The sequence below is a fragment of the Saccharopolyspora hordei genome (genome assembly GCF_013410345.1).
GTDB lineage: Bacteria > Actinomycetota > Actinomycetes > Mycobacteriales > Pseudonocardiaceae > Saccharopolyspora > Saccharopolyspora hordei.
Window position 1 is genome coordinate 1,560,463 of record NZ_JACCFJ010000001.1, and the last position, 25,929, is coordinate 1,586,391.

Annotated in this window: 15 protein-coding genes and 3 rRNA genes; 15 read left to right on the forward strand and 3 right to left on the reverse strand. The window is 68.8% G+C overall.

The genetic code is table 11. The features are described 5' to 3' along the window. Positions 1 to 120: 120 nt before the first annotated feature. Both HNR68_RS07405 and HNR68_RS07410 read left to right on the forward strand, forming a co-directional pair. A complete protein-coding gene (locus HNR68_RS07405) occupies positions 121 to 1,044 on the forward strand; it encodes a cation diffusion facilitator family transporter (protein ID WP_179718911.1) in 924 nt (307 codons plus the stop codon). Positions 1,045 to 1,186: 142 nt separating this feature from the next. After that, on the forward strand, positions 1,187 to 2,722 hold the full coding sequence (locus HNR68_RS07410) for an amino acid permease (protein ID WP_179718912.1): 1,536 nt from the start codon (positions 1,187 to 1,189) through the stop codon (positions 2,720 to 2,722). A 551-nt stretch (positions 2,723 to 3,273) separates the two neighbouring features. Here the strand turns inward: HNR68_RS07410 and HNR68_RS07415 are convergent. Next, on the reverse strand, positions 3,274 to 5,931 hold the full coding sequence (locus HNR68_RS07415; RefSeq protein ID WP_179718914.1) for a hypothetical protein: 2,658 nt from the start codon (positions 5,929 to 5,931) through the stop codon (positions 3,274 to 3,276). A gap of 426 nt (positions 5,932 to 6,357) precedes the next feature. On the opposite strand from HNR68_RS07415, the gene HNR68_RS07420 reads away from it, so the two are divergent. From HNR68_RS07420 to secA, 7 genes are all read left to right on the forward strand, one after another. Continuing rightward, the gene (locus tag HNR68_RS07420) at positions 6,358 to 7,002 is read left to right on the forward strand and encodes a dTMP kinase (protein WP_179718916.1); all 645 of its coding nucleotides are present in this window, start codon (positions 6,358 to 6,360) and stop codon (positions 7,000 to 7,002) included. Between the two features lie 152 nt (positions 7,003 to 7,154). Beyond that, a complete protein-coding gene (mtrA, locus tag HNR68_RS07425; protein ID WP_218888781.1) occupies positions 7,155 to 7,832 on the forward strand; it encodes an MtrAB system response regulator MtrA in 678 nt (225 codons plus the stop codon). A 131-nt stretch (positions 7,833 to 7,963) separates the two neighbouring features. Continuing rightward, entirely contained in the window at positions 7,964 to 9,712 is a 1,749-nt protein-coding gene (gene mtrB / locus HNR68_RS07430; RefSeq protein WP_179718920.1) for an MtrAB system histidine kinase MtrB, read from the forward strand. Further along, positions 9,709 to 11,436, forward strand: coding sequence for an LpqB family beta-propeller domain-containing protein (locus tag HNR68_RS07435; protein WP_246330409.1), 1,728 nt, complete (start codon positions 9,709 to 9,711; stop codon positions 11,434 to 11,436). Before mtrB ends, HNR68_RS07435 begins: the two co-directional genes overlap by 4 nt. A gap of 124 nt (positions 11,437 to 11,560) precedes the next feature. Then, a complete protein-coding gene (locus tag HNR68_RS07440; protein WP_179718922.1) occupies positions 11,561 to 12,247 on the forward strand; it encodes a ComF family protein in 687 nt (228 codons plus the stop codon). A gap of 408 nt (positions 12,248 to 12,655) precedes the next feature. Then, positions 12,656 to 13,324 (forward strand): ribosome hibernation-promoting factor, HPF/YfiA family, encoded by a 669-nt coding sequence (gene hpf / locus HNR68_RS07445; protein ID WP_179718924.1) that lies wholly within the window; start codon positions 12,656 to 12,658, stop codon positions 13,322 to 13,324. Positions 13,325 to 13,507: 183 nt separating this feature from the next. Beyond that, the gene (secA, locus tag HNR68_RS07450) at positions 13,508 to 16,384 is read left to right on the forward strand and encodes a preprotein translocase subunit SecA (protein ID WP_179718926.1); all 2,877 of its coding nucleotides are present in this window, start codon (positions 13,508 to 13,510) and stop codon (positions 16,382 to 16,384) included. Here secA and HNR68_RS07455 read toward each other — a convergent pair whose 3' ends face one another. Next, entirely contained in the window at positions 16,385 to 16,753 is a 369-nt protein-coding gene (locus tag HNR68_RS07455) for an Rv3235 family protein (protein WP_218888218.1), read from the reverse strand. It lies immediately after the preceding gene. Positions 16,754 to 16,858: 105 nt separating this feature from the next. Between HNR68_RS07455 and HNR68_RS07460 the strand changes: the two genes are divergently transcribed. The 4 genes from HNR68_RS07460 (at position 16,859) to rrf (ending at position 22,863) form a co-directional block, all read left to right on the forward strand. After that, positions 16,859 to 17,281: an HAD-IA family hydrolase gene (locus HNR68_RS07460; RefSeq protein WP_179718928.1), complete on the forward strand. Its 423-nt coding sequence runs from the start codon at positions 16,859 to 16,861 to the stop codon at positions 17,279 to 17,281. A 505-nt stretch (positions 17,282 to 17,786) separates the two neighbouring features. Further along, positions 17,787 to 19,319, forward strand: a 16S ribosomal RNA gene (locus tag HNR68_RS07465). 219 nt (positions 19,320 to 19,538) lie between these two features. Next, a 23S ribosomal RNA gene (locus HNR68_RS07470) occupies positions 19,539 to 22,619 on the forward strand. A gap of 127 nt (positions 22,620 to 22,746) precedes the next feature. Further along, positions 22,747 to 22,863, forward strand: a 5S ribosomal RNA gene (gene rrf, locus HNR68_RS07475). The 16S, 23S and 5S rRNA genes sit together here, the layout of an rRNA operon. Positions 22,864 to 22,994: 131 nt before the next feature. Here the strand turns inward: rrf and HNR68_RS07480 are convergent. After that, a complete protein-coding gene (locus tag HNR68_RS07480) occupies positions 22,995 to 23,756 on the reverse strand; it encodes a TrmH family RNA methyltransferase (RefSeq protein ID WP_179718930.1) in 762 nt (253 codons plus the stop codon). A gap of 80 nt (positions 23,757 to 23,836) precedes the next feature. Here HNR68_RS07480 and HNR68_RS07485 point away from each other — a divergent pair, with 80 nt between their 5' ends. Both HNR68_RS07485 and HNR68_RS07490 read left to right on the forward strand, forming a co-directional pair. Next, entirely contained in the window at positions 23,837 to 25,273 is a 1,437-nt protein-coding gene (locus HNR68_RS07485) for a WS/DGAT/MGAT family O-acyltransferase (protein WP_179718932.1), read from the forward strand. Positions 25,274 to 25,424: 151 nt separating this feature from the next. Continuing rightward, the gene (locus tag HNR68_RS07490; RefSeq protein ID WP_179718934.1) at positions 25,425 to 25,928 is read left to right on the forward strand and encodes a DUF6912 family protein; all 504 of its coding nucleotides are present in this window, start codon (positions 25,425 to 25,427) and stop codon (positions 25,926 to 25,928) included. Position 25,929: the final 1 nt, after the last annotated feature.

Consider the following 25,929-nt stretch of genomic DNA (forward strand, 5'->3'; position numbering starts at 1 on the left):
GAACAGTGCCGAACGGGACGAGATCGTCGACCTGGCGTCCGCGGTGCGGGCCAGCCGGTAGATTCCACCCGTCATCGACCGGTCAGCCGGTCGGAGCTCGGGAGAGGCACAGGAGAGAACGTGTCAGCAAGTGGCGGAACCAAGGCGATCTTGGCTGCGCTCTCGGCCAACGCGGGCATCGCGGCGGCGAAGTTCACCGGCTTCCTGTTCACGGGTTCGTCCTCGATGCTCGCGGAGTCGGTGCACTCGCTGGCCGACACCTCGAACCAGGGCCTGCTGCTGCTCGGGCAGAAGACCGCGCAGCGCAAGCCCACCGAGGAGCACCCGTTCGGGTACGGCCGCGACCGGTTCTTCTACTCCTTCGTGGTCGCGCTGCTGCTGTTCACCCTCGGCTCGGTGTTCGCGATCTACGAGGGCGTCCACAAGATCCAGCAACCCGAGCCGCTGACCCACGTCTGGGCGGCGGTGCTGATCCTGCTGGTCGCGGTCGCCCTGGAGGCCTACAGCTTCGTCACCGCGATCGGCGAGTCCCGCCAGCTCAAGGGCGAGCTGAGCTGGTGGCAGTTCGTCCGGCAGGCCACGACCCCGGAGCTGCCGGTGGTGCTGCTGGAGGACCTGGGCGCGCTCGTCGGCCTGGTGCTGGCCCTGTGCGGTGTCGGGCTCACCGCGGTCACCGGCAACCCGGTGTGGGACGGCATCGGCACCACGTGCATCGGCCTGCTGCTGGGCGTGATCGCGGTCGTGCTCATCGTCGAGACCAAGAGCCTGCTCATCGGGGAGGGCGCGAGCCGCGAGCTGCTGGCCGAGATCGTCGGTGAGCTGGAGCGCGGGAAGGTGGAGAAGGTGATCCACATCCGCACGCAGTACCTCGGCCCGGAGGAGCTGCTCATCGCCGCCAAGATCGGCATGGCGCCGTCGCTGTCGGTGGCGCAGGTGGCCACCGAGATCGACGAGGCGGAGGCGCGGATCCGCGCGAAGGTGCCCGCGGCGCGGTTGATCTACCTCGAACCCGACTTGGAGCGGGGGCGGGCGCTGGCGGGCTGAGGCGATCTGTTCTGATAACGCCCCGCAACGCGCATCACGAGCCGCTAACGAATGTGCTGGCGGACTCAAGTCATCGAGTTCCGCCAGTCGCACTGGCGGGTTAGGGTGCGACCCACACTGAGGGATTGCTGAGGAGGCGACAGTGCCAGGTACTGGGCTGTGGCGAACCAAGTCGGTCGAACAATCGATCTTGGACACCGACGAGCCGGACACCAAGCTACGCAAGAACTTGGGCACCTGGGACCTGATCGTCTTCGGCGTGTCCGTGGTGATCGGTGCCGGCATCTTCACCCTCGCCGCGCGGACCGCCGGGGACATGACGGGTCCCTCGGTGTCCTTGGCCTTCGTGCTCGCCGCGATCGCGTGCGGGCTCGCGGCGTTGTGCTACGCCGAGTTCGCCTCCACGGTGCCGGTCGCCGGCAGCGCCTACACCTACTCCTACGCGACCTTCGGCGAGTTCATCGCCTGGATCATCGGCTGGGACCTCATCCTGGAGTTCGCGGTCGCCGCGGCCGCGGTCGCCAAGGGGTGGTCGGTCTACCTGCAGCAGGTGCTCGGGCTGATCGGTGTGGACGTCAAGACGTCGTTCGAGCTCGGCGGCGGGCTGCAGTTCGACTGGGGCGCGGTGGCCCTGGTGGCCGTGCTCTCCACGCTGCTGGCGCTGGGCACCAAGCTGTCCGCCCGGGTCAGCCTGGTCATCACGCTGATCAAGGTCGGCGTGGTGCTGCTGGTCATCGTGGTCGGCCTGGCCTACATCAACACGGACAACTACACGCCGTTCATCCCGCCGGCCACCGAGGCCTCGGCCTCCGACGCGCCGGCGATCGAGCAGTCGCTGCTGTCGCTCATCCTCGGCGGTGAGACCAGCACCTTCGGCATCTTCGGCCTGCTGGCCGGCGCCTCGCTGGTGTTCTTCGCCTTCATCGGCTTCGACATCGTGGCGACCACCGCGGAGGAGACCCGCAACCCGCAGAAGAACGCGCCGCGGGGCATCCTCGGCAGCCTGGCGATCGTCACGGTGCTCTACGTCGCGGTCGCGCTCGTGGTCACCGGCATGGTGCCCTACACGGCCCTGGCGACCGACGAGAGCGGCACCCGGTCCACGCTGGCCACGGCCTTCGCGCTGCACGGCGTCAACTGGGCGGCCGCGATCATCGCGGTCGGTGCGCTGGTCGGTCTGACCACGGTCGTCATGGTGCTGCTGCTGGGCCAGACCCGCGTCCTGTTCGCCATGTCCCGCGACGGCCTGGTGCCGCGTGGCCTGGCCAAGACCGACCCGAAGCGCGGCACCCCGATGCGCGCCACCCTGCTGGTCGCCGTGGTCGTGCTGGCGGCGGCGGGCTTCTTCCCGGCGGACAAGCTGGAAGAGATGGTCAACGTCGGCACGCTGTTCGCGTTCGTGCTGGTCTCGCTGGGCGTGATCGTGCTCCGGCGGACCCGGCCCGACCTGCCGCGCGGCTTCCGCGCCCCGCTGGTGCCGCTGGTGCCGATCCTGGCGATCCTCGCCTGCGTCTGGTTGATGCTGAACCTGACCGCGCTGACCTGGGTCCGGTTCGTCGTCTGGATGGTGGCCGGTGTGGTGATCTACTTCCTGTACGGCCGCAACCACTCGCGACTGGGCGAGCGGATCAGGGCTGGTGAGGTCTCGGCCGGCGGTGGCTCCGACTCGACCGAGTAGTCCTGGTCGACCGTGCGGCGGTGTCGTCCCGGTGGGGACGGCACCGCCGTTCTGTGTCCGGCGGGTCGTGGTGCTCGGGGACCCGATCGGTGGATTCGAACGGGTGTTCACCGGCTCGGGTGATGAAATCCGCTGGTCAGAGCCGGACCATGGTCGACATGGAACTCATCACGGCTCGAACCACCGACCACCGACCGCTCCGGTCCACGGGCGCCGGAGCGCCCGCACCGCTCGGCCCCGGCGCCTGGCCCACGCACGCACCGCCGCATCGAGGCGCCGCCGTTCGTGGCGGACCGGTCGACCCGGTGAGGGGTCCACGAACGCCGCTGCGCCAGGGCGCCGCCCCTCCCTGGCGGTCTGAGGCGCCGCACACGCGCACGGCTGCACCGTGGTGCCGCCGTCCACGGCGCGTCGGTCGGCCCGAGGCCGTCCGCGTGCGCGCCACCACGCCGAGGGGCCGTCGTTCCCGGCGCCGACCTGGCGCGGCCAGTGCGCGCAGTGGTGCGCCAGGTGCGTGGGGAGCGGGACCGTGCCCCGACCGCGCGACCGGCTCAGCCCTCGGTGCTGCCCAGCGCGGCCGCGCGCTCCCACGGGGCGCTGCGCCCGCGAGGCTCGGTGAGCTCGGGCAGCACCGACGGCTTGGGGCGGGCCTTGACGTCCTGCGGCTGCGGTTCCGGCGCGGTCTCCGGTTCCGGCTCGTCGTCCTGGACGGGCTCTGCGGGCTCCGGCTCTTCCGCCGCCTGGGCCAGCTCCTCGGCGGAGTCGCCCAGGGACCCGCCGTCGCCGCCGCGCGCGGTCAGCGGCGCGGACTTCGGCGGGCTCGGGACGGCCGGGGCCTGTGCCGGCGTGGGGGTCTGCGGGTGCAGCGGCAGCGCGGCACCCCGCACCGGGCTCTCCAAGCCGGCGGCCATCGCGACCGCCCGGTCCCACTCGGGGTCACCGGGGTAGTCGCTGTGCCCCAGCACGCCCGGCACCCACCGGCGGCACGCGAACGGCCCGCGCTGCGGGTCGGGCAACCAGTGGTCGCCGCCCAGCACCAGCGCGCCGGTCGGGCCGCGGGTCGCGGCGGGCAGCGGTCCTTCCGTGCCGTCGGCGCGGAAGCCGACGCCGATCAGCATGCCGTCGTAGACCTGCCGGCTCCACGTGGTCACCGCCCCGCCGAGCGGGTCGGTGCCGCGGCACAGCGAGCGCCAGCGCCCGCTGAGCGCCCCGGCCAGGTCGCGCAGCGCGGCGTGCGACACCACGCCGGGGAAGGCGCGCGGGTAGGCCCACTGCAGCTGGGAACCGGCGGTGACCAGCCCGACGCGCTCGCGGTCGGCCTCCGGCAGCGAGTCGAGCAGGCGCGCGGCGGCCACCGCGGCGAGCAGGCTGCCCTGGCTGTGCCCGACGAGCACGACGCGGGTGTTCGGGTCGGCGAGGTGCTCGGTGGCCCGTTGGGCGAGCTCGGGGATGACCTTGAGCGCGTAGCAGGGCGGGACGACCGGGTGCGCCTCGCGCGGCCAGAACAGCACGAGGTCGCAGAGCACCCCGAGGTAGCGGGCGGTGTCGCGCTTGCCGGCCGCGCGGAAGACCAACCGCAGCAGTCCGGCCGCCAGGCCCGCGAGCGAGACGACCCCGATCGTGACCAGCCAGTCCGTCTCCATCAGCGGCGGCAGGCCGATGGTCCGCGCCACCACCGTCACGGCGGTGCTGATCGCCAGCACCCCAGCGATCACGAGGAGGATGACGTGCGAGTAGCGGCGCTGCAGATCAGCCCACTTCCAGGCGTTCGCGGCGGCGCGCTGGTCCTCGGGACGGCCCGCGTGCAGCAGCGCGATCTCGTCCGGGATGGAGCTGTCGCCGTCGGTGCGGCCGCTCCGCCACCGCCGGAACAGCAGCAGCGGGACGCCGACGACCGCGGCGAGCACCAGCAGCACGGTGGTGGCGCCCCAGAAGATCGTGACGTCGTCGAAGGCGGCGGGCAGCACCGGTCCCGGTGTGCCCGGGGCGTCGTCGACGACGAGGGTCTGGCGCACGGTGAACGCGAGCCCGGCCCCGAACCCGGCGCCGAGCATGCACGCCAGCATCAGCACCGGGGCGGACATCCACCCGCCCGCCCACGGGCGGAGCGCCCGCGGGCAGCCCTTCCAGGTGGACCGGGCCAGCAGCGTGGCCGGGGTGAGCAGGACCGCGACGGCGACGCAGGTGACCACCATGGCACTGGTGATCGCGTCGATCGTGGGTCCCGAGCCGGGCAGCTGGCCGGTGAGCGGCCCGGGCAGCAGCGCGACCGAGCACAGCAGCAGCGCGGCGGCGCCGATCAGCCCGCGGCGCGGGTTGCGGCTGAGCAGCGTCCGCAGCACCTTCTCCTTGCCGTTCGGGTGCATCCCGGCGGGGTCGTCGAGACCCGCCACCGCCACCAGGCAGAAGACCAGCAGCGCGGCGGACAGCAGCCAGCGCGGGTCCGCGGAGGGATGGAACGGGCCACCCACCGCCAACAACACCACAGTGGACAGTGCGGCGACCACGTGCAGGGCGCGCAGCGCGGGGGTGTCCGGGTCGGCGACCACGTTGGCGCCCGGCAGCATCGGGGCGCGCGCGGAGTGCTGCGGCTTCTCCTCCTCCGACGCCGAGACCTGCCAGGACACAGTGGACAGCTGGTGCATGAGGAGGACGACCAGCCCGATCGGCAGCAGCGCCACCGAGGCGCGCAGCACGTCGAACGACCGGAACGCCTCCGGGACGAACTCCAGGCAGGGCGCGCCAGGGCTCAGGCACTGCGCGGCAACCATGTCCAGGCTGATCACGGTCAGCTGCGCGACGAACAGCATCGTCAGCAGCAGCGCGGACAACCGCAGCAGCGCGCGCAGCACGGTGGAGAGGACCCGGCTGACCGGGTTGCGGGTCTGGACCGGCGGCAGCATCCAGTGCGCCATGTTCGCCAGCGCGAACGGGAAGAGCAGCGCCCAGGTGGCCTTCGCCAGACCGCCGGAGGTCATGCCGCCCCAGACGTAGCCCTCGACGATCCGCGGCACCGAGCGGTCCCCGGCCGACAGCACCGGCCCGGGGACCGGGCGGCGCAACCGGTCGGCCGGACGCATGATCCGCCCGATCCCGTCACCGGCGACGTCCACCGAGGCGACGGAGTCGGTCAGCTCGTCCCCGGTGGCGCCGAGGATTCCGTGCACCCGCAGCTCGACCACGCGGGTGTCGGGCCCGGGTATGTGCACTGGATCCTCCCGAGTGGTTGCGACCATCGAACACCGCTGATCGATTCTCCACGGCTGATCGGGATCTGGCGAGCTCTGCACCCAGGATTCTGATCGTCCGAGGCACCCGCTGTCCCCAGAACCGGCGCACTCCACCCGCCCGGCCCCGGGCTCCGCACGGTCGCTCCGCCGACCGGTCGATCGCGCTGGTGCCCCCGGGCGGAGTCCTGCACCTCCGACGGCCGGGGTCGACGTCACCGACTGCGTCACCCGGCGGCGGTGGCGTCGTGCCCCGGTTCGCGCCGCCGGCCAGGTCACCGCCAGCCCGGAGCACCGTGTCTCCGGCATGCGACCGGCGTGCAGCTCCGGCGGTGCCGGAGCGAGCGATCCCCGCTGCGCAGGGGGAGTCCGCCGGGCGGGGTGCGGTGCTCGGATACCGTCAGCGCCGTGGATCGACTCATCGTCATCGAGGGCGTGGACGGCGCGGGCAAGCGCACGTTCGCCGACGGCATCACCGCGGAACTCACCACTCGCGGCCGCTCCGTGGCGCGCGCCGCGTTCCCGCGCTACACGGAAGACGTCCACGGCGAGCTCATCGGCGAAGCGCTCCGCGGTCGCCACGGCGACCTCGGTGACTCCGTCTACGGCATGGCCGTGCTCAACGCGCTCGACCGCCGGGCCGCGGCCGCCGGCCTCCGCGACGACCTCCGCACTCACGACGTCGTCCTGCTCGACCGCTACGTCGCCTCGAACGCCGCCTACGGCGCCGCCCGGCTCCACCAGGACAGCAGCGGCGACTTCGTCGCCTGGGTCCGGGAACTGGAGGTGGAGCGCTTCGCGCTGCCCCAGCCGGACCTGCAGATCCTGCTGCAGGTCCCGACCGAGGTCGCCGCCCAGCGGGCCGCGCACCGGGAACGGACCGAAGCGGACCGCCAGCGCGACACCTTCGAGTCCGATGCACAGCTGCAGCAGCGCTGCGGCGAGGTGTACGCACAGCTCGCAGCCGCTCACTGGTGGTCGCCGTGGCTCGTGGTCGACGGCTCGGGCCAGGTCGACTTCGCCGCGATCGTCGACGAGCACGTCCTCAGCTGACCCGTCATCCCTGCGCAGCGGCACAGATCACGCGAGAACTGCTCCGTTCAGCGGTATGCGGTGGGCCGTGCAGAGCACCAGCCTCCCGACCTGCGGTGACGATCAGCGGGTGCATGTACGGCAGTCGATCCAGGAGTGCAACCATGTTGGACATGAAGGCACGCGTGCTCGTGGTGGACGACGATCCGGCCCTGGCCGAAATGCTGACCATCGTGCTCCGGGGAGAGGGGTTCGACACCGCCGTCGTCAGTGATGGCACGAAGGCGCTGCCTGCACTCCGCGAACTGAAACCGGACCTGGTCCTGCTGGACCTGATGCTGCCCGGGATGAACGGCATCGACGTCTGCAAGGCCATCCGCACCGAGTCCGTCGTGCCGATCGTGATGCTGACCGCCAAGAGCGACACCGTGGACGTCGTGCTCGGTCTCGAGTCGGGCGCCGACGACTACGTGGTCAAGCCGTTCAAGCCGAAGGAGCTCGTGGCCCGGCTGCGCGCCCGGCTGCGCCGCACCGACGCCGAGCCGGCGGAGGTGCTCACCATCGGCGACGTCACCATCGACGTGCCCGGCCACGAGGTGACCCGGGACGGCCAGCCGATCGCGCTGACCCCGCTGGAGTTCGACCTGCTGGTCGCGCTGGCCCGCAAGCCGCGCCAGGTGTTCACCCGCGAGGTCCTGCTGGAGCAGGTCTGGGGCTACCGCCACGCCGCCGACACGCGCCTGGTGAACGTGCACGTCCAGCGCCTGCGCTCCAAGGTCGAGCGCGACCCGGAGCGCCCCGAGGTCGTGCTGACGGTCCGCGGTGTCGGCTACAAGGCCGGCCCCCCGTGATCGTCTAGCGGTCCGGGAGCGCCTGCTCGCGAGCGGGCGCTCTTCGCGTGTCGCGGGCCGGTGCGGCCCGCGCTCCGCCCCTTTGGCACAGTTGCCGACCGGGGGCCAGGTCGTGGAGGGCGACGGTTGCCGTGAACGTGTGGACGCGTCGGAGCCGCCAGGTGCGGCGGCTGGTCAGTCGTGTCCGGGAAGAGGTCCGTCACCGCTGGCGCAGCTTCGAGACCCTGTGGCGCCGCTCCATGCAGCTGCGCGTGGTGGTCAGCACCCTCGCGCTCTCCCTGGCCGTGGTGATCGCGCTGGGCATGGTGCTGCAGTGGCAGATCACCTCCCAGCTGCTGGACTCCAAGGAAGAGGCCGCGCTCTCGCAGACCGAGACCAGCATGAAGATCCTGGAGCGCGAGCTCACCGCGGTGGACCCCAACTCCGAGGACGTCGCCGAGCAGCTCAAGGCCGCGCTGAACCGGCTGACCACCTCCTCCTCGGGGCAGTCCACGGAGACGGTGGCCGGCGTGTTCACCCCGGTGCTGGTCGACGGTCTCGCTCCGGTGGACCGGCAGCTGCAGCCCTACGCCGGTCCGGTCGAGGACGTGCCGAAGGACCTGCGCCTGTTCGCCGAGCGCGGGCAGCTCGCGCACAAGATCCACACCGTGCCGCGGGAGGGCGGCCCGGTCACGATGCTGTTCGTGGGCACGCCGGTGGGCAGCGCCACCCGCTCGCTGCAGCTGTACCTGATGTTCCCGCTCACCGCCGAGCAGCAGACCCTGCGCGTCGTGCAGCAGACCTTGCTGGTCAGCGGGGCGATGCTGCTGGTGCTGCTCGGGTTGATCACGAACCTGGTGACCCGCCAGATCGTGCGCCCGGTGCGGCAGGCCGCGCAGATCGCCGAGCAGCTCGCCGAAGGCGACCTCGACAAGCGCATGCGGGTCATCGGCGAGGACGACGTCGCCCGGCTCGCCGAGTCGTTCAACGAGATGGCCGACAGCCTCAAGCAGCAGATCACGCAGCTGGAGGAGTTCGGCCAGCTGCAGCGCCGGTTCACCTCCGACGTCTCGCACGAGCTGCGCACCCCGTTGACCACGGTGCGGATGGCCGCCGACGTGCTGCACGCCTCCCGCGAGCAGTTCCCGCCCGGCCTGTCCCGGTCCACCGAGCTGCTGGTCGACGAGCTGGACAGGTTCGAGCTGCTGCTCGGCGACCTGCTGGAGATCTCCCGGCTGGACGCCGGGGTCGCGGACCTGTCCGAGGAGCAGGTCAACCTCGTCGAGCTGGTGGAACGCGCCGCGGAGGGGCTGCGCCCCATCGCCGACGACAGCGGCGTGGAGCTGCGGGTGATCGCACCCGCTGGGGAAGCCGAGGACCTGTCCATCGTCGCCGACGCCCGCCGGGTCGAGCGGATCGCGCGGAACCTGGTGGCCAACGCGATCGACCACGCCGAGGGCGGGCCGGTCGAGATCCGCTTCGGCAGCAACGAGCAGGCCGTCGCGGTGACCGTCCGGGACTACGGCGTCGGCCTGCGCCCTGGCGAGGCCGAGCTGGTGTTCACCCGGTTCTGGCGGGCGGACCCGTCCCGCAACCGCCGCACCGGCGGCACCGGGCTGGGCCTGTCGATCAGCCAGGAGGACGCGCGGCTGCACGGCGGCACCCTGGACGCCTGGGGCGAGCCGGGCGAGGGGTCGTGCTTCCGCGTCACGCTGCCCCGCCGGCCCGGCGCCGAGTTCGGCAGCAGCCCGCTGCCGCTGCCCAGCACACGCCGCATCGCCGCCCCGGAAGCGCTGCTGGCGGCCTCGGTGGAGCGGCCGCAGGACGGTGAGTCCGGTGACGGCGAGATCCACGACCGCGGTCCCGCTCGGTTGTCCGAGGACACCTGGGAGGACGAATGATGCGAGGCCGGGCGACCCGGTTCCTGGCGGCGCTCACCGCGCTGCTGGTCCCGCTGACCGCGTGCGCGTCGATCCCGGAGGAGTCGGACCCGGTCGCGGTGCGGGAGGCCGACGAGCGCAACAGCACGCTGGAAGCGACCCCGCCGCCCGACAACCTCGACCCGCTGGCCCTGGTGCGCCGGTTCGTGGACTCCGCGTCCCCGGCCAGCAACCACGAGGCCGCCCGGATGCACCTCAACGACCTGCAGGCCAGGCAGTGGTCGCCGGCGCCGGACGTGCTGATCGTGACCAACGTCGACACCATCCCGACCCCGCAGCCCGAGGCGCTGCCCGACGGCGTGCAGATGGTGACGCTGCAGGCGGACCGGGTGGGGCGGCTGCTGCCGGACGCGTCGTTCCGGCCGGAGGTCGGCGAGTACGAGACCACGATGCGGGTCGAACGCCAGCCCGACGGGAAGTGGCGGATCGCCACCCCGCCGCCGGAGATCGTGGTGAGCAGGGACGCGTTCAGCAGCGTGTACCGCTCGGTGCCGATCTACTTCCTCGACCACGACTCCACCGGCGTGGTGCCGGACCTGCGCTACGTGGCGGCGCAACCGGCCAGCACGCTGCCGCGCCGGGTCATCGACCTGCTCACCGCCGGTCCCTCGGAGGGGCTGCGCTCGGCGCTGCACACCGCGATCCCGCCCGGCGTGCACCCGCGCACCAACACCAGCGAGGCCACCGGGGACGGGGCGCTGGAGGTCAACCTCAGCAACCTCGGCACCGTCTCCGAGGAGACGCGGTGGCTGATCGCCGCGCAGGTCGTGTTCACCTTGCAGAAGGTCAGCAACGCGCGGGTGCGGTTGCAGGAGGAGGGCATGCCGCTGCTGTCCGACACGCAGGACCTGCGGCCGACCGACCTCACCACGTACGAGATCGACAACATGCCGCGCCCGGACCTGGGTGGCCTGGCGGTGATCGACGAGCGGCTCAAGCGCCTGGACAGCCGCGCCGACCCGGTGCCCGGGCCCGCCGGTTCCGGGGAGTACCAGGTGGTGCGGGCCGGTCAGTCGCCCGACGGGCGCTGGATCGCCGCGGTGACCCGGCGGGCCCCGGACGAGGTGGCGCTGCGGGTCGGCCCCTACGGCGACGCGCTGGCCGAGCTGGGTCCGGTCGGCAGCTTCATGAGCAAGCCGACCTGGCGGGGCAACTCCGAGGTGTGGACCGTGGTCGGCGGGCGCGAGGTGGTCCGGGCCCGGCACGGCAGCGACGGCTGGACCGTGCAGAAGATCGACGCCGCCCCGTTCACCGGCGGGCGGCCGATCACCGACCTGCGGTTGTCCCGCGACGGGACCCGGGTGGCCGCGGTCGTCGACGGCCGGCTCGTGGTCGGCGCGGTCTCCGACCGCGACGGCGGTGTCGTGCTGGAGCGGCCGATCCTGCTGCCCGCCCCGCAGCAGGCGCAGGTCCTGGGCCTGGAGTGGCGGGACAAGGAGACGCTGGCGGTCATCACCGACAGCAACAGCTCCCCGGTCTACGACGTGACGGTGGACGGCTTCCGCTGGCGGCCCTACACGTCGGCGAACCTGGGGCAGCCGATGAAGTCGATCACCGTGGGGCCCGGGCCGACGGTGATCGTGGCCGACCGCAGCAACATCTGGGCGTCCCGCGACCCGAACGACGTGTGGTCGCTGCTGGAGCCGCGGATCGGCAGCAGCTCGCTGCCGTTCTTCCCCGGCTGACAGGACACCGCGCGTCACCCGCCTCGCTCGAGCTCGTGACCCACGAACCGGTGGTGTCGGGGTGTGCTGCCGCGCCCGACACGCGCGGGTGAGTCGTCCGGTCGGTCCACGCCACGATCACCCGGTGCGCACCTCGTGGTTCCGGGACGGGCTGTCCGGGTTGGCCGACCTGCTGCTGCCGCTGCACTGCGCGGGCTGCGGCGCGGCGGGCACGGCCTGGTGCCCGGGGTGCGCCCGCGAGCTCGGCGGCCTGCACCGCGTGCACCGCCCGTTGCTGCCGCCCGCGCTGCCGGCGTACGCGCTCGGCCGCTACCGCGGCGCGGCCCGCCGCGCGGTGCTCGCCTACAAGGAGTCCGGGCAGCGGCACCTGGCCGACCCGCTGGCCCGGCACCTGGCCACCGGGCTGCGCGCGATCACCGCGGAGCACCGGCTCGACCACCGCTGGTGGCTGGTCCCCGCGCCGTCCCGGGCCATCGCGGCCCGCCGTCGCGGCGGCGCGCACATGAGCCGCGTCGCGCACCGGACGGCCGCGCTGCTGGCCGCCGAGGGGTGGCCGGTGGCGGTCGCGGACTGCCTGGTGGTCGCGCGCGGCGCGGCGGACTCGACCGGGCTGGGTGCGGCCGAACGGGTGCGCAACCTGTCCGGGCGAGTGCTCCTCCGACCAGGTCGTCTTCCGCCGCGGGACGCCCGACTCGTCCTGGTCGACGACGTCATCACCACGGCGGCCACCGCGACGGCGTGCCACGCGGCCCTCGGAGCCGCAGGTCACGCGGTCACCGCGGTGCTCGCGCTGACCGCGACGGCGGGCTGAGACGAACGGGTGAACCGTCGATGCCCGAACGGCCGCGGGAACTTCCGCCGCCGGGCCCTTCGTTCCCCGGGTGTGAGCTGGCACGTCCCGCTCCCGGCACAGCGTCGCGCGGCGCAGTCGCGGTGCGCGGCCGAACGGGTGAAAATTCGAGGTGGAGGGTGCCTGCGCGCACCGTCCGCGCACGCATCGCGCGTGCGTCCAACGGTCGCAGCAATCACTCTCGGTGGCCGCTTGACTTCGCCCGTCCCGGGGGGTGTCACAAATCGGTAAACCAAGCTAACGTGCCCATCAATCCCACCAACCCCTGGCGGAAGGGAAGGAGCGAGATCCCATGTCCCTGGCGCCGGAAGCGAACTGATCGCGCTGCCTGGCGCCACGCACCTCTCCTGATGGAACCGGAGGTCGTGAATGGATATCGTCGTCAAGGGTCGTAACGTCGCGGTTCCCGATCACTACCGGGAACACGTCAACGCCAAGTTGACCCGGCTTGAGCGGTACAACAGGAAGGCGATCCGGGCGGATGTGGAGCTCTTCCACGAGCGCAACCCCCGCCAGGCCAAGAACTGCCAGCGAGTCGAGATCACCCTGGTGGGCAAGGGCACCCCGGTGCGTGCCGAAGCGTGCGCAGGCGACTTCTACGCCGCGCTCGACGCCGCAACGACCAAGCTGGAGAACCGTCTCCGGCGCCTGCACGACCGCAGGAAGGTGCACTACGGACAGCACAGCCCGACTTCCGTGGCAGAGGCGACCGCAGCGATGGCGGACCGTCCCGTGGTGGTGGGATCGGCAGCGGCCGAGGGCCGCACCACGCTGCTGGAAGCGCCCCAGGAAGCAGCCGAGTACAGCGCCGAGGTCCCCGAGCAGCGCATGGCCGAGGACGACGGGTACCAACCCGGCCGCATCGTGCGCGAGAAGGAGCACCCGGCCAAGCCGATGACGGTCGATGAGGCCCTCTACCAGATGGAACTGGTGGGCCACGACTTCTACCTCTTCTCCGACGCCGACAGCGGCCGGCCGAGCGTGGTCTACCGGAGGAAGGGGTTCGACTACGGAGTGATCAGGTTGGCGGACGCCTAGGGCGAGTCTCCGCCATCGACGACACCGACCGCTGTCCCCCGCGTACCGTGGTACGCGGGGGACAGCTGCGTGCAGGGACCGGCCGCCGAGCCCCGGATGACCGGCCCCCGTCGCCAGCTCTAATACGATGGCCGCAAAGCGTCCGTGACGGACGCGTCACGATCAGCTAGTGAGGTCGACCGGATGGTCCTGTCCCGACTGCTCCGCGCCGGCGAGGGCAAGATGCTCAAGCGCCTGCGCGCCATCGCAGCGCACATCAACGAGCTCGAAGGCGACGTAGCGGCTCTGTCCGACGCCGAGCTGCGGGGCAAGACCGACGAGTTCAAGCGCCGCTACGCCGACGGCGAAACGCTCGACGAGCTGCTGCCGGAGGCCTTCGCGGTGGCCCGCGAGGGCGCCAAGCGCACCCTCGGCCAGCGCCACTACGACGTGCAGCTGATGGGTGGTGCGGCGCTGCACCTCGGCAACATCGCCGAGATGAAGACCGGTGAGGGCAAGACGCTGACCTGCGTGCTGCCCGCGTACCTCAACGCGATCACCGGCAAGGGCGTGCACGTGGTCACCGTCAACGACTACCTCGCGCGCCGCGACGCCGAGTGGATGGGCCGCGTGCACCGCTTCCTCGGGCTCGAGGTCGGCGCCATCCTCGCCGAGATGACCCCCGACCAGCGGCGCAAGGCCTACGCCGCGGACGTCACCTACGGCACGAACAACGAGTTCGGCTTCGACTACCTGCGCGACAACATGGCGTGGAGCCTCGCCGACTGCGTGCAGCGCGGGCACAACTTCGCCATCGTCGACGAGGTCGACTCCATCCTGATCGACGAGGCCCGCACCCCGCTGATCATCTCCGGTCCCGCGGACCAGTCGTCCCGGTGGTACCAGGAGTTCGCGCGGCTCGCCCCGATGCTCGAGCGCGACAAGCACTACGAGGTCGACGAGCGCAAGCGCACCGTCGGCGTCACCGAAGAGGGCGTCGCGTTCATCGAGGACCAGCTCGGCATCGACAACCTCTACGAAGCGGCGAACACCCCGCTGGTCGGCTACCTCAACAACGCGCTCAAGGCCAAGGAGCTCTACAAGCGCGACAAGGAGTACATCGTCCGCGACGGCGAGGTGCTCATCGTCGACGAGTTCACCGGCCGCATCCTCGCCGGGCGCCGCTTCAACGAGGGCATGCACCAGGCCATCGAGGCCAAGGAAGGCGTCGAGATCAAGGCCGAGAACCAGACGCTGGCCACGATCACGCTGCAGAACTACTTCCGCCTCTACGACAAGCTCGCCGGCATGACCGGTACCGCGGAGACCGAGGCGGCCGAGTTCTACAACACCTACAAGCTCGGCGTGGTGCCGATCCCCACCAACGAGCCCATGGCCCGCGTCGACCAGCCGGACCTGGTCTACAAGACCGAGCCGGCCAAGTTCGAGGCGGTCGCCGAGGACATCGCGGAGCGCCACCGCACCGGCCAGCCGGTGCTGGTGGGCACCACCAGCGTCGAGCGCTCCGAGTACCTGTCGAAGCTGCTCACCAAGAAGGGCATCCCGCACAGCGTCCTCAACGCGAAGAACCACTCGCGCGAGGCGGCGATCATCGCCGAGGCCGGGCGCAAGGGCGCGGTCACCGTCGCCACCAACATGGCCGGTCGCGGTACCGACATCGTCCTGGGCGGCAACGTCGACCACCTCGCCGACGCCGAGCTGCGCTCCCGCGGCCTCGACCCGGTGCAGCACCGCGAGCAGTACGAGGCCGAGTGGCCCGCGGTGGTGAAGAAGATCAAGGCGCAGGCCGAGGCCGAGGCCGAGGAGGTCCGCGCGGCCGGCGGGCTCTACGTGCTCGGCACCGAGCGCCACGAGTCGCGGCGCATCGACAACCAGCTGCGCGGCCGGTCCGGCCGCCAGGGCGACCCCGGCGAGTCCCGGTTCTACCTGTCGCTGGGCGACGAGCTGATGCGGCGGTTCAACGCGTCCATGGTCGAGACGGTGATGACCCGTCTCAAGGTGCCCGACGACGTGCCGATCGAGCACAAGATGGTCACCCGCGCGATCCGCAGTGCTCAGACCCAGGTCGAGCAGCAGAACATGGAGATCCGCAAGAACGTCCTCAAGTACGACGAGGTCATGAACCAGCAGCGGACCGTCATCTACGACGAGCGGCGCCGCGTGCTGGCCGGTGAGGACCTGCAGGAGCAGGTCATGCACATGCTCACCGACGTGATCACGGCCTACGTCGACGCGGAGACCGCCGAGGGCTACGCCGAGGACTGGGACTTCGAGAAGCTCTGGACCGCGCTGAAGACGCTCTACCCGGTGGGCATCAGCTGGGAGGAGCTCGTCGACTCCGAGGAGGACCTCACCAAGGAGCGGCTGCTGGAGCTGGTCCTGGAGGACGCGCGCGCGGCCTACGCCAAGCGCGAGGCCGAGGTCGACGGCAAGGTCGGCCCGGGCGCGATGCGCGAGCTGGAACGCCGGGTGGTGCTCAGCGTCCTGGACCGCAAGTGGCGCGAGCACCTCTACGAGATGGACTACCTCAAGGAGGGCATCGGCCTGCGCGCGATGGCGCAGCGCGACCCGCTCATCGAGTACCGCCGCGAGGGCTTCGACATGTTCAACGCCATGCTCGAGGCGCTCAAGGAGGAGTCCGTCGGGTTCCTGTTCAACGTCCAGGTCGAGGCCGCGGAGCCGCAGCAGGCGCCGGAGGAGCCGTCCGTCCCGGTCTCGGTGAGCCAGGTCGGCAGCGGTACCCCGGACGTCCAGCCGACGCCGCAGCCCGCACCGCAGCCGGCGCCGCAGCCGAAGCGGAACCGACCGGCGTCCGCGGGCCCGGCGCTGAGCCAGATCGGCGGCGCCCCGGCCGTCGGCGGCGACAAGGTGCCTGCGGCGCTGCGCGGCAACGGACTCGGCGGTCCGGCGCAGCAGCGGCTGAGCTACTCCGGACCGAACGAGTCCGGTGGCGTCGAGACCAGCAGCGATGCCGCGCAGGGCCCGCAGGCCCGCGGCGGCACGCGGCGTGAGCGGCGGGCGGCCGCGCGCGCCGAGGCCAAGAAGAACCGCCGACGCTGATCAGACCAGGGACAGGCGGGTGCACACCCAGCGCTCGCCGGTCCGCTCGACGCGCAGCACCAGGGCCCGGACCCGGTCGTGCGTTCCGACGACCATGCAGGCCTCCACCGCGAACTCGGTGATGGGGCAGGCGTGCACGGAGCGCACCCGGTGCTCCGGGCCTCGTGCTGCGTGCAGCCGGGTGGTGAGCAGCAGCCCGGCGACGTGCGGGGAGACGTGCCGGCTGGCGTCGCGCACGCTGCGCCGTCCGGTGAGCACGTCGAACACGGGCCGGCCGACGGACGCCGCGATGGCGACGGCGCTGCGTGCCGCGGGTTCGGCGGCGGGGCTCGGCGTGGTCGGTGCGTCGGGTCCGAGGACTGCGGTCATGGCACCTCCGGTCGTGGTGGGCTCCCGCAGTACTGAGCAACGCACCCCCTGATCCCGGTCACGTCTCGCCACACACCGCCCGATCGTGTGGCTACCGTGCTGTCCGTGGGACTCAGGGGACTGCTGCTGGACTACGCCGGGGTGCTGGACGACCCGGGGCGCACGACGGACGCGCTCCCGCTGCTGGAGGTGGCGCGCCGCGTCCGCCGGAGCGGGATCCGCACCGCGGTGGTGTCCAACGCCGCTGGGTTGCCCGATTCCCGCCTCGCGGACGACTTCGACGCGGTGGTGCTCTCCGGTGTGGTGGCGGTCGCCAAGCCGAGCCGCGAGATCTACTGGTTGACCGCCCGTCGGTTGGGGTTGGAGCCGGCCGAGTGCGTCTTCGTCGACGACGTGCCGCGGAACGTGGCCGGAGCGGTGGCGGCGGGAATGGTCGGGGTGCACCACCAGGACGTCGGTTCGACGGTGGCCGAGCTGTCCGTCCTCTTGGACGTGGAACTGCCTCCTGACCTGCTCCTTCGCGATTAGTGGGGGGTGGTGTTCGCGGTGTTTCCCGGGGTGTGTAGAGTTCTTCCTGTCAGCGCGACACGGGCCGGGAAAACCGGAACGGGCCTGACGCGGGGTCACGAACCAAGCTCCCACATCGAGTGGTAGAGTGGGTGAGCCCGAAAGGCAAGACCTTGAAAATGCGAAGCGCTTGCGCGTTTTGACAACTGAAGACCGTCGGAGATCGGACGATCGAACGGCGCGGGAAGCGAGAGCGACCCCCCGGTGAGACCCCGAAATCGCGATGGTCTAAGGTGGAAAACGCGAAAGCGGTAGAGGGAATGCTCCCCGGAGCTTCACGGCGTTGGTTTGTCGTGGGTGATGGTGTGGGTGTGTTCTTTGAGAACTCAACAGCGGACTGTTTTGGTTAGTGTTCTTTGAATGCCCCTGGCCATGACTGTTGTGGTTGTGGTTGGTGGTTTCTTTGGGTATCACGCTCCGAGCCTTGTGGGTTTGTTGAGTGTGACGCTGGGATTGTTTCCAAGCATTGTTGGAGAGTTTGATCCTGGCTCAGGACGAACGCTGGCGGCGTGCTTAACACATGCAAGTCGAACGCTGAAGCGGTGCTTGCACCGTGGATGAGTGGCGAACGGGTGAGTAACACGTGGGTAATCTGCCCTGCACTCTGGGATAAGCCCTGGAAACGGGGTCTAATACCGGATATGACATCGTGCCGCATGGTGTGGTGTGGAAAGCTCCGGCGGTGCAGGATGAGCCCGCGGCCTATCAGCTTGTTGGTGGGGTGATGGCCTACCAAGGCGACGACGGGTAGCCGGCCTGAGAGGGTGACCGGCCACACTGGGACTGAGACACGGCCCAGACTCCTACGGGAGGCAGCAGTGGGGAATCTTGCGCAATGGGCGAAAGCCTGACGCAGCAACGCCGCGTGGGGGATGACGGCCTTCGGGTTGTAAACCTCTTTCGACACCGACGAAGCCATCTTCGGGTGGTGACGGTAGGTGTAGAAGAAGCACCGGCTAACTACGTGCCAGCAGCCGCGGTAATACGTAGGGTGCGAGCGTTGTCCGGATTTATTGGGCGTAAAGAGCTCGTAGGCGGTTTGTCGCGTCTATCGTGAAAACCGGGAGCTTAACTCCTGGCTTGCGGTGGATACGGGCAGACTTGAGTTCGGTAGGGGAGACTGGAATTCCTGGTGTAGCGGTGAAATGCGCAGATATCAGGAGGAACACCGGTGGCGAAGGCGGGTCTCTGGGCCGATACTGACGCTGAGGAGCGAAAGCGTGGGGAGCGAACAGGATTAGATACCCTGGTAGTCCACGCCGTAAACGTTGGGCGCTAGGTGTGGGGATGGGTTCCACTGTTTCCGTGCCGTAGCTAACGCATTAAGCGCCCCGCCTGGGGAGTACGGCCGCAAGGCTAAAACTCAAAGGAATTGACGGGGGCCCGCACAAGCGGCGGAGCATGTGGATTAATTCGATGCAACGCGAAGAACCTTACCTGGGTTTGACATGCACTGGATCGCCCCTGAGAGGGGGTTTCCCTTGTGGCTGGTGCACAGGTGGTGCATGGCTGTCGTCAGCTCGTGTCGTGAGATGTTGGGTTAAGTCCCGCAACGAGCGCAACCCTTGCCCTATGTTGCCAGCGGGTGATGCCGGGGACTCGTAGGGGACTGCCGGGGTCAACTCGGAGGAAGGTGGGGATGACGTCAAGTCATCATGCCCCTTATGCCCAGGGCTTCACACATGCTACAATGGCCGGTACAGAGGGCTGCGAGATCGTGAGGTTGAGCGAATCCCTTAAAGCCGGTCTCAGTTCGGATCGGGGTCTGCAACTCGACCCCGTGAAGTCGGAGTCGCTAGTAATCGCAGATCAGCATTGCTGCGGTGAATACGTTCCCGGGCCTTGTACACACCGCCCGTCACGTCATGAAAGTCGGTAACACCCGAAGCCCATGGCCCAACCGGTTTTCCGGGGGGAGTGGTCGAAGGTGGGACTGGCGATTGGGACGAAGTCGTAACAAGGTAGCCGTACCGGAAGGTGCGGCTGGATCACCTCCTTTCTAAGGAGCACAACACCCTGGCCCTTCATTTTTGTTGTGGGGTGGGGAGTGTTCACGGTGTAGGAGACGGGTGTTCTTCTGCCGTGGCGCTCGATGGTTTGTGGAACACACTAACGTGGTGAGGCAGTCCGCTGTTGGGTTTTGAGGGAATACGCCTTGTGGGGTGTGTTTGCCTGGTTGTTGTTTGAGAACTGTATAGTGGGTGCGAGCATCTTTGTGTTTCAAGTTGTGTAGGGCACATGGTGGATGCCTGGGCACCAGGGGCCGATGAAGGACGTGGGAGGCCGCGATAGTCCTCGGGGAGTTGTCAACCGAGCTGTGATCCGAGGGTGTCCGAATGGGGTAACCCAGCCCGAGTGATGTCGGGTTACCAGCGCCTGAATGTATAGGGTGTTGGGGGGAACGCGGGGAAGTGAAACATCTTAGTACCCGTAGGAAGAGAAAACACTGGTGATTCCGTGAGTAGTGGCGAGCGAAAGCGGAGGAGGCTAAACCGTGCGCGTGGGATACCTGGTAGGGGTTGCGTGTGCGGGGTTGTGGGGCACTGCTGGGTGGGTCTACCAGCCCGCCAGCACTGTTGCTGCGTGTTAGTCGAACAGGTTGGGATGCCTGACCGAAGTGGGTGAGAGTCCCGTAGGCGAAAATGCGTGGTGGGTGTGTGGTGGTGTTCCCGAGTAGCAGCGTTTCCGTGGAGGGCGCTGTGAATCTGGCGGGACCACTCGCTAAGCCTAAATACTTCCTGGTGACCGATAGTGGATGAGTACCGTGAGGGAATGGTGAAAAGTACCCCGGGAGGGGAGTGAAAGAGTTCCTGAAACCGTGTGCCTGCAATCCGTCAGAGCCTTTTGTGGGTGATGGCGTGCCTTTTGAAGAATGAGCCTGCGAGTTACTGCTGCGTGGCGAGGTTAACCTGTTGTGGGGTAGCCGGAGCGAAAGCGAGTCTGAAGAGGGCGTTGAGTCGCGTGGTGTAGACCCGAAGCGGGGTGATCTACCCATGGCCAGGGTGAAGCGCGGGTAAGACCGTGTGGAGGCCCGAACCCACCAGGGTTGAAAACCTGGGGGATGAGTTGTGGGTAGGGGTGAAAGGCCAATCAAACTCCGTGATAGCTGGTTCTCCCCGAAATGCATTTAGGTGCAGCGTCACGTTTTCTGCTTGGGTGGGGTAGAGCACTGGTTGGTTGATGGGCCTTCGCGGGTTACTGAGATCAGCCAAACTCCGAATACGCTTGAGTTTGAGCGTGGCAGTGAGACGGTGGGGGAGAAGCTTCATCGTCGAGAGGGAAACAGCCCAGAGCATCGGCTAAGGCCCCTAAGTGTGCGCTTAGTGGGAAAGGATGTGGGATCGCTGAGACAACCAGGAGGTTGGCTTAGAAGCAGCCATCCTTGAAAGAGTGCGTAATAGCTCACTGGTCAAGTGGTCCTGCGCCGACAATGTAGCGGGGCTGAAGCGTACCGCCGAAGCCATGCCAAGAGCACTGTTTGGTGTTGTTGGGTAGGGGAGCGTCCTGCATGCGGTGAAGCCATGGTGTGAACCGGTGGTGGAGTGTGTGGGAGTGAGAATGCAGGCATGAGTAGCGAGTGAAGAGTGAGAATCTCTTCCGCCGGATGACCAAGGGTTCCTGGGGAAGGTTCGTCCGCCCAGGGTGAGTCGGGGCCTAAGGCGAGGCCGACAGGCGTAGTCGATGGATAACGGGTTGATATTCCCGTACCCGTGCGCATGCGTCCATAACGAATCCCTTGAGACTAACCATCCGCTTGGTTGCTGATTCTTCGGATGATGTTTCCGGGTGCATGGGACCTGATGGGGTAGTAGTTAAGTGATGGGGTGACGCAGGAGGGTAGCTCTGCCAGTGAGTGGTTGTACTGGTGTAAGCCTGTAGCCCGGTGTGTAGGGAAATCCGCATGCCGTGTGGGTGAGGGGTGATGCGTAGCCGTTGTGGTGAAGTGAGTGATCCCATGCTGCCGAGAAAAGCCTCTAGCGAGTGTGTGCACGGCCCGTACCCGAAACCGACACAGGTGGTCAGGTAGAGAATACCGAGGCGGTCGGGTGAACTGTGGTTAAGGAATTCGGCAAATTGCCCCCGTAACTTTGGGAGAAGGGGGGCCACTGCTGGTGATCCCACGTGCTGGGGGAGCTGGTGGTGGTCGCAGAGGCCAGGGAGAAGCGACTGTTTACTAAAAACACAGGTCCATGCGAAGCTGTAAGGCGATGTATATGGACTGACGCCTGCCCGGTGCTGGAACGTTAAGAGGACCCGTGAACCCCTTTTGGGGTGTAGCGGAGAATTTAAGCGCCAGTAAACGGCGGTGGTAACTATAACCATCCTAAGGTAGCGAAATTCCTTGTCGGGTAAGTTCCGACCTGCACGAATGGCGTAACGACTTCTCCGCTGTCTCGACCACAGGCCCGGTGAAATTGCAGTACGAGTAAAGATGCTCGTTTCGCGCGGCAGGACGGAAAGACCCCGGGACCTTTACTACAGCTTGGTATTGGTGTTTGGTTCGGCTTGTGTAGGATAGGTGGGAGACTGTGAAGCTCTGACGCTAGTTGGGGTGGAGTCGTTGGTGAAATACCACTCTGGTCGTTCTGGGCATCTAACTCGGGTCCGTGATCCGGATCGGGGACAGTGCCTGGTGGGTAGTTTAACTGGGGCGGTTGCCTCCTAAAGGGTAACGGAGGCGCCCAAAGGTTCCCTCAGCCTGGTTGGCAATCAGGTGTTGAGTGTAAGTGTATAAGGGAGCTTGACTGTGAGACTGACGGGTCGAGCAGGTGCGAAAGCAGGGACTAGTGATCCGGCACTGGCTGGTGGAAGCGGTGTCGCTCAACGGATAAAAGGTACCCCGGGGATAACAGGCTGATCTTGCCCAAGAGTCCATATCGACGGCATGGTTTGGCACCTCGATGTCGGCTCGTCGCATCCTGGGGCTGGAGTTGGTCCCAAGGGTTGGGCTGTTCGCCCATTAAAGCGGCACGCGAGCTGGGTTTAGAACGTCGTGAGACAGTTCGGTCCCTATCCGCCGCGCGCGTAGGAGACTTGCGGAAGGCTGTCCCTAGTACGAGAGGACCGGGATGGACGAACCTCTGGTGTGCCAGTCGTTCTGCCAAGGGCGTGGCTGGTTGGCTATGTTCGGGAGGGATAACCGCTGAAAGCATCTAAGCGGGAAGCCTGTTCCTAGATGAGGTCTCCCACCCTGTGATAGGGGTAAGGCCCCCAAGAGATGATTGGGTTGACAGGCCAGAGATGGAAGCACAGTAATGTGTGGAGTTGACTGGTGCTGATAGGCCGAGGACTTGTTACATGAAGATGTTGCGCACTCACTATACGGTGTCTGGGACAGCAACCAGGTGCCCTGTTTGATAACCGAACATGGTTTGTTGTTGGTGACCCTGAGGTTTCCCCGCACGTGGGTGTGGGGTGTGAGGGTTGTCGGTGGCGATAGCGGGGAGGGTCCGCCCGGTCCCATTCCGAACCCGGTAGCTAAGCTCCCCAGCGCTGATGGTACTGCACTCGGTAGGGTGTGGGAGAGTAAGACACCGCCGACACATTACTTGGAGAGAAGGCTCTCTCCTTCCTGACGGATTGCGGTCGGGAAGGAGAGAGCCTTTTTCGTTGATCCACACACACGCCGAAGGCCTCCCCGGACGGTTCCCGCCCGGGAAGGCCCTCGCGTGGCTCAGCCGAGCTTCCGGCGCAGGAGTTCGAAGCAGAGGACTGCGGCGGCGCTGGCGACGTTGAGCGATTCCACCTCACCGGCCATCGGGATGGCCAGCGGCTGGGTGATCCGGGCCTGCACCTCCGCGGAGAGGCCCGCGGTCTCGCTGCCCAGCACGAACACCGCGCGGGAGCCGAACTCGGTGCTGTAGATGCTGTCGGAGGCGCCGGCCTCCAGCGCGTACAGCGGGTACCCCGCCTCGCTCAGCAGCTCCGCCGCCTCGCCGGCGGTGCGGGTCCGCAGGACCGGGGCGTGGAAGGCGACCCCGGCAGAAGCCTTGATGACCAGCGGGTCGAGGCTGGCGACCCCGCGGTGCGGCACCACGATGCCGTCGATCCCGGCCGCGGTGGCGGTGCGCAGGATCATGCCGACGTTGGCCGGTGTGGTCAGGCCGTCCAGCAGCAGGACCGTGCCGGGGGCCGTCGCCGGGTCGTCGAGCGCGTCGGCGAGCGGGCGCATCTTGCGGGCCACCACGTCGGCCAGCACTCCCTGGTCGTGGCGACCGTTTCCGGCCAGGACCTTGACCCGGTGCGCGCTGGCCCGCTGGACCCGGACCGCGCGGTCGGCGGCGGCCTCCTTGATCTCCTCGATGATCGGTCCGCGCGAACCCTCGGCCAGGACCACCTTGTCGACCCGGAGGTCGCGGTCGGTCAGTGCCTCCAGGACCGGCTTGCGGCCGTAGACGGTGACGAATCGATCTTTGGGGGAGACTTCGCTGGTCACATGACCCAGTGTCACATGCGGCGCTGGGCGTCCAGCGAACAGGAACCCCTCTGGTCCGGTCGTGTGCCAGGATCGCGAGCATGTCCGATCGCCTGTCCGCCGCCGACGCGTCCTTCCTCTACCTGGAGGACCCCACCACGCCGATGCACGTCGGTGGTGTCGCGGTGTTCCGCCGCCCCCGCAGCGGCTTCGACTACGACCGGGTGCTGTCGCTGATCGACCGCCGGTTGGGGCTGGTGCCCCGCTACCGGCAGCGCGTCATGCAGGTGCCGGGGAAGCTGGCGCGGCCGGTGTGGGTGGACGACCAGGACTTCGACCTGACCTACCACGTCCGGCGCTCGGCGCTGCCGAAGCCCGGCAACGACGAGCAGCTGTACGACCTGGCCGCCCGGTTGATGTCGCGCCAGCTCGACCACACCCGCCCGCTGTGGGAGGTGTACCTGGTGGAGGGCATGTCGCGGAACCGGGTCGCGGTGATCACCAAGACGCACCAGGCGATGGTGGACGGCATCGACGCGATCGACATCGGCCAGGTGATCTTCGACGTGGAGCCGGACCGGGAGGTCCCGGACGTCGACGAGCTGTGGATGCCGCGCCCGGAACCGAGCCTGGCCGAGCTGGTGGTGGAGGCGATGACCGACGCCGTGCAGCGGCCGGGGGAGGTCGTCGAGAACGTCCGTGCCGCGATGGTGGACGTCACGGCCACGGTGCAGAAGGTCTCCCGCGCGCTCGGCGGCGTCGCCTCCGCGCTGCGCACCGCCGTGGTCCCGGCGCCCAGCGGACCGCTGAACGCCCCGACCTCCAGCCAGCGCCGGTTCGCCGTGGCGCGGGCGAAGCTCGACGACCTCCGCGCGGTCCGCCGGGCGCACGGCAGCACGGTCAACGACGTGGTGCTGGCCGTGGTCAGCGGCGCGCTGCGGAACTGGCTGCTGTCCTGCGGCGAGGTGGTCACGCCCTCCACGACGCTGCGCGCGATGGTGCCGGTGTCGGTGCGCTCCGACGACGCCGAGGCGCGGCAGACCTACCCCGAGACCGGGAGCCTGCCGGTCGGCTCAGTGGGCAGCAAGGTGGCGTCGTACCTGGTCGACCTGCCGGTCGGGGAGGGCAACCCGACGGTGCGGTTGCACCAGGTCAGCCACGCGATGCGGGCGCACGCGGAGTCCGGGCAGTCGGTGGCGGCGAATGCCCTGGTCAAGGTGTCCGGGTTCGCGCCCCCGACGCTGCACGCCCTGGGCGCGCGGGTCGCCAACCAGTTCTCGGACCGGCTGTTCAACGTCCTGGTCACCAACGTGCCCGGACCGCAGGTGCCGCTGTACGCCGCGGGCGCGAGGATGGTGGAGATGTTCCCGGTGGTGCCGCTGGCCAAGAACCAGTCGCTGTCGGTCGGCGTGACTTCCTACGACGGTGGCGTGTACTTCGGGCTCAACGCCGACCGGGACGCGATGCCGGACGTGGACGTGCTGGCGGCGATGATCGACGAAGCGGTGGACGAGATGATCGGCACGGTCGAGGCGTGAAGCCCGCCGGCCCCTGCGGTGGTCGACGAGTTCCGCGGGGAGCAGATCGACGTGGTGCCCGTCGACGGGGAGGATGCGGGGAGAGGAGCCGCGCGGGGCGCGGCCTTGCTGGAGCTGATGCAGTGGAGGACATGATGGGGATGGTCGAGGCATGAGGATCTACTTGCCCGCCACGCTGCCGATGCTTCGGCAACTGGTCGGGGACAAGCAGCTGCAGCCGTTCGGGGGCACCGCGTTCGCGCTGACGCCCGCGCTGCGCGAGTCCTACGCCAGCGGCGACACCGAGGAGCTCGAGTACGCGGCCATGCGCGAGGCGGCTCGCGCGTCGCTGCGGTTGATCGCCGGTGACCTCGGTTCCGGGGAGAAGCCGGAGCTGCGGCGAGTGGTGATCTCCGCGGACGTCGACGGGGTGTCGCTGCGGCCCGACCTGGACCACGCGGTGGTGAAGGTCTCCGGGCCGGTCAGGTGGAAGCAGATCGCCGCGGTGCACGTCGACGCGGAGGAGGCCGAAGACGCGGTGCGCGCGGCCGCGGAGGTGATCGACGCCGCCGACCTCGGCGACCCGGACGCGGAGTTCGCGCTCGGTGACGCCGAGGACCACGAGCTCGCGTGGTACGCGCCGCAGGAAGTGCCGTTCCTGCTGGAACTGATGTAGC